Below are 8,028 nucleotides of genomic sequence, written 5' to 3'. Positions count from 1 at the left end.
TCACCGGGAGCGGCGGCAAGACCGGACTGGGACGGGCGCCGTTGATCTTCCCCTACGCGCAGTTCGGGGGAAACGGCGTCAGCCTCTTCTTCGTTCTGTCCGGCTTCCTGATGATCTGGGTCTTCAACCGAACGAGCACCCAGGCGCCTTCTACTGGCGCCGCGTAGACCGGATATGGCCCGCCCACCTGGTCGCCTTGCTGCTGGGCACCTACGCCTACTACACGGCGGCACACCTCGCGATCAGCTGGCCCAGCCTGATCTCCTCCGCCTTCCTGGTGCAGACCTGGTCCCCGAACGTCACCCCGGCCCTCCCCGGGAACGAGGTCACCTGGACGCTCAGCGTCGAACTGCTCTTCTACGCCCTCTTCCCGCTGCTGGGGCGGATCGCGGTCAGGCTGCGCACCCGCTGGCTCGGATCGGTCACGGCAGGCGGACTGGTGGGAATGTGGGCCGTCGACTGGTTCGCCACCACCCACTACTCGCCCGCCCACGCGGCCTGGGTGATGCGCCACCCTGTGGTCTACCTGCCGGAGTTCCTGCTCGGCATGACGCTCGCGCTCGCGGTCAAACGCGGCTGGCGGCTGCCGTTGCACCCCTCGCTGCCGGTGGTGCTGCTGGCGGCCTACGTCTACTGCTACTACGAGGGCAAGGCCCGGTTGCCGGCGGCAGCCGCCGCGCAGCTCGACTATCTGGTGCGGCCGGTGGTCGCAGTCCTGGCCGCACTGATCATCCTCGCCTTCGTCCAGCGCGAGGTCCGCGGACAGCGCGGCGTACTCAACGCCAAGCTGATGGTCCAGCTCGGCCTGTGGTCGTACTGCTTCTACCTCCTGCACCACTCGATCAGCCGGCTGGCCATCTACCAGTGGGGCCGCATGCCCGACAACAACGGCACGCTGTTCGCGCTGATCGGCATGGGCATGGTCGTCATCGTGCCGGCCTGGGCGTTGTACTCCGCGGTGGAGGAGCCCGCGGAGAAGTGGTGGCGGCGGCACACGCCGCAGCGGTGGCTGCGGCAGGGCCCGCCCGGCGGGCGAACAGTGGCAGTTCCCCCGCTTCGCCGGCCAGAGACCGAACCGCGCGAGCCGGTCGCCAACTGACGAGACGCGGGTGAGCACGCAGGGTCCTGAGGACTCCTATGTAAATGAGCGCCTTCCCCTTGGAATGACCGGCCATCAGTGAGGTGTTGCTCCTGCCTCCTGCATCCGATGGATGCTGGCCGACGCGGCTGATGGCACGTGCCACAGCCGTGCCGCATCGTGCGGTCAATCACGGTCAACGACGGTTCGCCGCAGTCGAGATGCACCGCCGAGCTGGGCCCCCTCACCGAACCCGGGGTGGCCTGCGCGTCTTCGCTGCCTCGCACAGCCGCCCTTACAAGGCAGGTGTCCGCAATGCACGAGCGCCCTCCCGGGCCGTCCTGGGGCCGTGGAAGGGCGTTCAACGATGACCAACGTCGACAACTGCCGACAGCTCAGCAGCAGGTCAGAGCATTGATCGATTAGGCGACCACAGGTCACGGCCGCCAATGATCAGTTGTGGCTGATCTGAGGCCGCCGCGGTGGGCGAGCCGGATGGTTGCGTTTACTTCGGCGGACGTGACCGGGCGGCGAGAAGCTGGTAGCAGATCAACGTGGCCACGGGGATCCGGGCGCCGAGGGCGCGGGCCACTTCGGCGCGAGAGACCGAGGGCCGCGCGCAGGGCCCGCCGCTGCTCGGCCGGCGGAAGGGGGGCGGGTTCGGCGGCGACCGCGAGCAGTTGGCCGATCGCCCCGAAGTCGTTCATGCCGCCCCCCGGGCCCCGGGTGCGCGATGCCGCTCCGGGGCACCTTCTCCGGTTCTTCGAGGTGCCCGATGCCGGCGGCGGGCCGCCGGGCTTCGGTGGTGGCGGTGTCGTCGGCCCCGATGGCGGTGACCGTCCAGGAGCAGCCGCGGTCGGTGCTGGTGCGGCGGGGGTGCGTCAGAGGCGGCAACATGTGTCCTTGTGCTGGTGTCGATACCTGCTGGCGGGACTGGTCGGCATCGGCGCCAAGAGTATCGGGGCCCGTTCGAAGGGGCGGGCCCCGCCGAGGACAATCGTCGCCATGAGTGACGGTACGGGTGATGCCGAGAGCCGCCTGGCGCGGATCGAGCGACTGCTGGAGAGCGGCGAGCATGAGGTGGCGCCCGCGTGGCGGCGGGCGACACGTGGTGAGCCGCGCTGGGCGGTGACCGCGGTGATCCTGGTGGCGGTCGCTCTGCAGTGGATGCTGCCGCACCGGCTCGCCTTCCATCCGTACTGGGCCTTGCCGGCCCTGGAGTTGGTGCTGCTGGCCGGTCTGATCGCGGCGAACCCCCGGCGGGTCGAACCCCGCACCCGGTGGCTGCGGTGGTGGGGGCTGGCTCTGACCGGTGCGATCAGTCTGGCCAACGGCTGGTCGGCGGTCCGGCTGGTGACGGGCCTGGTCAACGGCACCGAGGCGACGGAGGCCGGGCCGCTGCTGCTGACCGGCGGCGGTATCTGGCTGACGAACGTCATCGTGTTCGCCCTGTGGTACTGGGAGTGGGACCGCGGCGGGCCGATGGCACGGGTCCGCGGCCGGAGCCAGTACGCCGACTTCCTCTTCGTACAGATGCAGAGCCCGCAGACCGCGCCGCCGGACTGGGAGCCGGCGTTCCTGGACTACCTGTATCTGTCGTTCACCAACTCCACCGCCTTCAGCCCGACCGACGTGATGCCGCTGTCGCGGTGGGCCAAGATGCTGATGATGCTGCAGTCCTCGGTCTCCTTGGTGACGGTGGTGCTGGTGGTCGCCCGGGCCGTCAACATTCTCAAGTAGCGACCATGGACGACGGGGTACGCACAACTGCCAGGATCCCCACGGCACTTCATGCCCGCTGGGCTGCCCACGCCGAGCGCGAGCGGCGGTCACTCAACGCCGATCTCCTCTACCTCCTGGAGGGCGTCCTCGGCACTCCCGCAGGGGAAGCCGGATCCTTCCCGGCCTAAAGGCCGGGGCATCTTCCGGTTATCCGGTGACCGGGCCGTGTGCGGGCGAGTGGCGGCCGGTGTGTGCCGTGCAGCGGCGGCGCGCCATGGTTCGGGTCAATCCGGGCACGCCACGGGGGCGATCGCTTCAGGCGGATAAGCGGAACAGCCACCGATTCAGCGTCGGCAACACCGGCCCGGAGCAGTCCCCCCGTCACGATCACGTTCGTCCGCATCAGCCAGGGCCTGTCGTCACCTTCCCGCCGTGCGCCCGAAGGGCGGACGGGAACCGCCCTGTGACCGCCGGCCGCTGGCATGAGCTGCCGGCGGACGAGCCGGTCCGCGCCACGCACCGGGGTCAGTTCATCTGCCGACGGGCCTGCTTCACCTCGCGATCGACGGCCCAGGCGTCGGCGACCGGCCCGAGGTGGCCGAGCTTGTCGGGATTGATCACCGTGCGGATGGTCTGGATCTGGCCGTCGAGCACGTCGAGGGCCAGGGTGTGGAGCACCTTGCCGTCCCGGTCCCGGAAGATCGCGCCGGGCTGGCCGTTGACCTCGTGCGGCTCGAACGTCACGTCGATCCGGCTCATCAAGGGGAAGACCGTGCCCAGCACCCGGGCCACGTTCTGCGCGCCCATGACGGCCTTGGCCAGCTGCGGGGCCTTGCCGCCGCCGTCCCCGACCAGTTGCACGTCGGCGGCCAGCAGATCCCGCAGCCCGTCCACATCGCCGCTCTTCAGCGCGTCGAAGAACCGCGTCGCCAGCTCGTGCCGCTCCTGCCGGTCCGCTTCGAACCGCGGCCGCCCGGCCTCCATGTGCCGCCGCGCCCGCACCAGCAGCTGCCGGCACGCCGCCTCCGAACGCCCCACCGCCGCGGCGACCTCGTCGAACTCGAAGGCGAAGACCTCCCGCAGCACGAACACCGCCCGCTCCAGCGGGCTGAGCCGCTCCAGCAGCAGCAGCGCCGCCATCGACACCGAGTCGGCCAGCTCCACCGCCTGTGCCGGATCCTGGTACGGATCGCTCAGCAGCGGCTCGGGAAACCACGGGCCCACGTACTCCTCCCGCCGCACCCGTGCGGAGCGCAGCACATCGATGGAGATCCGTGTGACCGCGGCCGACAGGAAAGCCTTGGTCGACGTGGGACGGGTCGACGAGCCGTCAAAACGCAGCCATGTCTCCTGCACCGCGTCCTCGGCCTCGCCCACGCTGCCCAGAATCCGGTAGGCGATCGAAAACAGCAGCGGCCGCAGCTCCTCGAACTCCTCGACCTTGCTCACGCCGAACCCCCTTCCCTCGAACGCCCCGTATCCGGCCGCACCCGTCGGCGCAGGCATCTTCCGGTGCACTGTGGCACTGCTCAGCCGCTGAAGGACTCGGGGCCGAAACGGCCCCATGCCACGAATGCCGCAAGCACGAGATACACCAGATTCAGCACCACATACAGGGATTCGCCGCGCCGGCCGTGGGTGATCATCGCACCGGCCATCAGCAAGACCCAGCACACGGCGGTCACCGGCGCCAGAACCGGTGCGATACCGGCGGCAGCGGGCAGGATCAGTCCCACCGCGGCCAGGAGCTCGAGGACACCGAGGGTCTTGACGAAGCCGGCGCCGACGTCTTCGGTCCAGCCCCCGCCCTGGACCGCGGCCAGTTTCTCCCTGGGCACGAACGTCTTGCTGATGCCGCCGGTCAGGGCCACCACGGCCAGCAGTCCGGCACCGATCCACAGTGCGAGGTTCATCTGTTCCCTCCGTGGATACTCCGTCCTTCAGGACGGAGAGGAATCGGACTCCTGCGGAGCAGGGCAGGGAAAGACGATTCGCCGCCAGAGCGGATCGTCGTTCACCACCAACTACCCGCAGACAGTCGCAAGTTGGCGTTAGTTCGTGAGCTGTGGCCATTCACGTGAAGCGGGCGTATCGGTACCGCTTCTGTCCGACCGATGCGCAGGCAGCGGAGCTGTCGCGCACGTTCGGGTGCGTGCGAAAGGTCTACAACATGGCGCTCGCGGCCCGTACCGAGGCGTGGGCGCGGCAGGAGCGGGTCAACTACAACCAGTCCTCCGCAATGCTGACGGCCTGGAAGAAGACCGAGGAACTGGCCTTCCTCAACGAGGTGTCGTCGGTTCCGCTCCAGCAGGCGCTGCGGCACCTGCAAGGGGCGTTCGCGAACTTCTTCTCCAAGCGCGCCAGGTACCCGCGGTTCAAGTCGAAGCGGAAGTCCCGCGCCTCGGCGGATTACACCAGCTCGGCGTTCACCTTCCGCGACGGCCGGTTGAAGCTCGCGAAGATGGCCGGCTCGCTGGACATCGTCTGGTCCCGCCCCCTGCCCAAGGGCAGCGTGCCGACGACCGTGACCGTGTCCCGGGACGCGGCCGGCCGCTGGTTCGTGTCGATGCTGTGCGACGGCCCGACGGTGAAACCGCTCGCGGCCACGGATGCCGCGGTGGGGATCGACGTCGGCCTGGACCACCTGCTGGCCCTGTCGACCGGTGAGAAGATCGCCAACCCCCGGCACGAACGCTGCGACCGCGCCCGCCTCGCCGAGGCACAGCGCAACTGTGCCCGCAAGGAGAAGGGCTCCGCGAACCAGGAGAAGGCACGCCGCAAGGTCGCCAGGATCCACGCCCGGATCACGGACCGGCGCAGGGACGGCCTGCACAAGCTGACCACTCGACTCGTGCGCGAAAACCAAACGCTCGTGATCGAGGACCTGACCGTGCGCAATATGGTCAGGAACCGGAAACTCGCCCGCGCCATCAGCGATGCCGCGTGGGCAGAGTTCCGGAGCCTTCTGGAGTACAAGGCCGCCTGGTACGGGCGGGACGTGGTGGTCGTGGACCGCTTCTTCCCCTCCTCCAAGCTGTGCTCCCACTGCGGTGCCTCGCAGGACAGGATGCCGCTGCATGTCCGCACCTGGACGTGCGACTGCGGAACGGTCCACGACCGGGACGTGAACGCGGCGAAGAACCTTCTGGCCGCCGGGCTGGCGGTGTCTGTCTGTGGAGCTGGTGTAAGACCTCAACGGAGAACTCCGGACGGGCAGTCGGCGACGAAGCAGAAAATCCCACGGCGCAAGCCGTAGGAATCCCCCTCGTTTACGAGGGGGAGGAAGTCAAGAGGTCACCCTCCTGTTGCCCGGCATCTTCCCTCCGCCTCTCAATGGAACTGCCCCGCCTCGTAGTTGCCGGCCGGCTGCCGGGTGATGATGTTCAGCCGGTTCACCGCGTTCATGAAGGAGACCAGGACCACCAGGGCGGTGAGCTGGTCCTCGTCATAGTGCTTGGCGGCATGCGCCCACACCTCGTCGCCGACCCCACGGGCCGCGTCCGCGACCCGGGTCCCCTCCTCCGCCAGCTCCAGCGCGGCACGCTCGGCCTCGGTGAAGACCGTGGCCTCCCGCCACGCCGCGACCAGGTTGAGGCGCACCGGGGTCTCGTCGGCAGCGGCGGCCTCCTTGGTGTGCATGTCGATGCAGACGGCGCATCCGTTGATCTGGCTCACGCGCAGCGCCACCAGCTCCTGCGTCGCGGCCGGCAGCGGCGAGTCCTTGAGCGCCTTGCCCGCCGACATGAAGTACTTGAGGGCCTTTCCGGCGGTCGGGCCGGCGAAGTAGTCCAGTCGCGCGTCCATGCTGTGCTCCTTTGAGGCCGTCGGTGGCTACATCCCCTGAGACGAGGTAGCCCGGCCTCCTGTGACACGGACCGATGTGACCCGCGTCTCCCAGCCGCCGGCGGCCATGCGGAGAAGTGCGGCGAGGGTTCCCCAGCACCTGCCCTTTCGCGGCGTCCCCGCAACACGGCTCGGGACGACCGGACTTGGCGAACCGGCTGGCCGAACCGGCTTGGCGCCATGTCTCCAACACCAACCACATCATCGCCAAGACGATCGTGACCGAGGCTCAACGCACCTCGGCCGGGATCTCCCTGGAAGAACTCCATGGAATCCGGCAGAGGGTACGGCGCCGCAAGCCCCAACGGGTCGCACTCCACTCCTGGGCCTTCGCCCAGCTCGCAGCCTTCATCGTCTACAAGGCTCGCAGGGCCGGCGTGCCCGTCGTCTTCGTCGATCCCGCCTACACCTCGCAGCAGTGCTGCGAGTGCGGCCACATCGACAAGAAGAACCGGGCAAGCCAGGCCCTCTTCATCTGCCGGAACTGCGGGGTCGTTGCCCATGCAGACCGGAACGCTTCCCACAACATCGCCCGCAAGGGCGAGGCTGTGTGGACCGCGGGGCGTGAGTCACGCGTCCCTGCCACCCCATAAGGGTGTCTGGACGGAGGAGCCCACCCAGCAGCCAGTTGGGCGCTACCTCCAAGCCCGGTCCATTAGGGCCGGGTCAAGTTGACGGGCTTGTCGCTGCCTTTGCCACCTGGTCTTCTGTACGCCGGGTGTTCCGTGACGCGTGTTCGCCCGTCGGCTGCGGGCAAAACCGGGCACCGGAACAGGAACGAAAAGTGAGGATGAGGCGGCATGGAATCAGTGGCGGGACCGGACGTACGGGGTGCGGTGCCCGAGGGGCTCGGTGCGGCGATACGGGGTACGGCCGAGGAGATCGCCGCACTGCTGCGGGCGGGCGCCGGCATGGAACGCCGGGTGCCGCAGTCGCAGTGGAGCGTCGGGGAGGCGGCCGCGCATCTGGCACTGGCCAACGAGCTGATGGCGGACATCGCGGCGGGACGTGCGCGCAGCTACGGGGACGGCACGCCGCAGAGTCTCGCCGCGGCCAACGAGCAGGCGCTCGCCGCGTTCGGTGAGCGCGGGGCCGGGCCGCTGGCCGGGATGATCGTGGAGCAGGCCGGTGCGTGTCTGAAGGCGCTGGAGGAGCGGAGCGCGGAGGGGACGGTGGTCACTCCGCTGGGCCCGATGGGACCGGATGTGCTGGGGTCGTATCTGCTCACGCACATGCTGGGACACGGTTACGATCTCGCCCGTGCGCTGGGGCGTGCGCACATGATCGACCGGGGGCGGGTGCGGCTGACGCTGCCGTTCTTGATGACGGTGATGCCGCGGGTGACCGACACGGCCAGCACGGCCGTGCTGAGCGCCTGCTACGCG

General features: G+C 69.0%; 8 protein-coding genes and 1 pseudogene. 6 read left to right on the top strand and 3 right to left on the bottom strand.

Features of this window, described 5'->3' with window-relative positions:
- Nucleotides 1-115: 115 nt before the first annotated feature.
- From ABZ656_RS54410 to ABZ656_RS54400, 3 genes are all read left to right on the top strand, one after another.
- Complete coding sequence (locus ABZ656_RS54410) at nucleotides 116-1,099, top strand: acyltransferase (RefSeq protein WP_360279663.1); 984 nt, start codon at nucleotides 116-118, stop codon at nucleotides 1,097-1,099.
- Between the two features lie 984 nt (nucleotides 1,100-2,083).
- The gene (locus tag ABZ656_RS54405; RefSeq protein WP_360279660.1) at nucleotides 2,084-2,818 is read left to right on the top strand and encodes a hypothetical protein; all 735 of its coding nucleotides are present in this window, start codon (nucleotides 2,084-2,086) and stop codon (nucleotides 2,816-2,818) included.
- Nucleotides 2,819-2,823: 5 nt separating this feature from the next.
- Entirely contained in the window at nucleotides 2,824-2,988 is a 165-nt protein-coding gene (locus tag ABZ656_RS54400; RefSeq protein ID WP_129592237.1) for an Arc family DNA-binding protein, read from the top strand.
- A gap of 337 nt (nucleotides 2,989-3,325) precedes the next feature.
- On the opposite strand, the gene ABZ656_RS54395 is transcribed toward ABZ656_RS54400, so the two are convergent.
- A complete protein-coding gene (locus ABZ656_RS54395; protein WP_168518449.1) occupies nucleotides 3,326-4,249 on the bottom strand; it encodes an RNA polymerase sigma-70 factor in 924 nt (307 codons plus the stop codon).
- An 80-nt stretch (nucleotides 4,250-4,329) separates the two neighbouring features.
- Entirely contained in the window at nucleotides 4,330-4,713 is a 384-nt protein-coding gene (locus ABZ656_RS54390; RefSeq protein WP_360279655.1) for a DoxX family protein, read from the bottom strand.
- Nucleotides 4,714-4,865: 152 nt separating this feature from the next.
- Here ABZ656_RS54390 and ABZ656_RS54385 point away from each other — a divergent pair, with 152 nt between their 5' ends.
- Nucleotides 4,866-6,056 carry an RNA-guided endonuclease TnpB family protein gene (locus ABZ656_RS54385; protein ID WP_360279652.1) on the top strand — a complete coding sequence of 397 codons (1,191 nt, stop codon included), beginning with the start codon at nucleotides 4,866-4,868 and terminating at the stop codon, nucleotides 6,054-6,056.
- 74 nt (nucleotides 6,057-6,130) lie between these two features.
- Here the strand turns inward: ABZ656_RS54385 and ABZ656_RS54380 are convergent, their stop codons facing one another.
- Nucleotides 6,131-6,604: a carboxymuconolactone decarboxylase family protein gene (locus ABZ656_RS54380; protein WP_101403514.1), complete on the bottom strand. Its 474-nt coding sequence runs from the start codon at nucleotides 6,602-6,604 to the stop codon at nucleotides 6,131-6,133.
- A 215-nt stretch (nucleotides 6,605-6,819) separates the two neighbouring features.
- On the opposite strand from ABZ656_RS54380, the pseudogene ABZ656_RS54375 reads away from it, so the two are divergent.
- A pseudogene (locus tag ABZ656_RS54375) lies at nucleotides 6,820-7,236 on the top strand (transposase); the annotation flags it as partial.
- 207 nt (nucleotides 7,237-7,443) lie between these two features.
- Nucleotides 7,444-8,028 (top strand): maleylpyruvate isomerase family mycothiol-dependent enzyme (locus ABZ656_RS54370; RefSeq protein ID WP_360279648.1); only part of this gene is annotated, 585 nt, incomplete at its 3' end.

The organism is Streptomyces sp. NPDC007095 (genome assembly GCF_040634475.1).
Lineage (GTDB): Bacteria > Actinomycetota > Actinomycetes > Streptomycetales > Streptomycetaceae > Streptomyces.
Note: the sequence above shows the minus strand (reverse complement) of the source record. Positions and strands in the feature narration are given on the sequence as shown.

What these genes read in the sequence shown, in the direction of transcription:
- ABZ656_RS54405 (WP_360279660.1), top strand. Translation starts at nt 2,084, where the DNA reads ATGAGTGACGGTACGGGTGATGCCGAGAGCCGCCTGGCGCGGATCGAG.
- ABZ656_RS54400 (WP_129592237.1), top strand. Translation starts at nt 2,824, where the DNA reads ATGGACGACGGGGTACGCACAACTGCCAGGATCCCCACGGCACTTCAT.
- ABZ656_RS54390 (WP_360279655.1), bottom strand. Translation starts at nt 4,713, where the DNA reads ATGAACCTCGCACTGTGGATCGGTGCCGGACTGCTGGCCGTGGTGGCC.
- ABZ656_RS54380 (WP_101403514.1), bottom strand. Translation starts at nt 6,604, where the DNA reads ATGGACGCGCGACTGGACTACTTCGCCGGCCCGACCGCCGGAAAGGCC.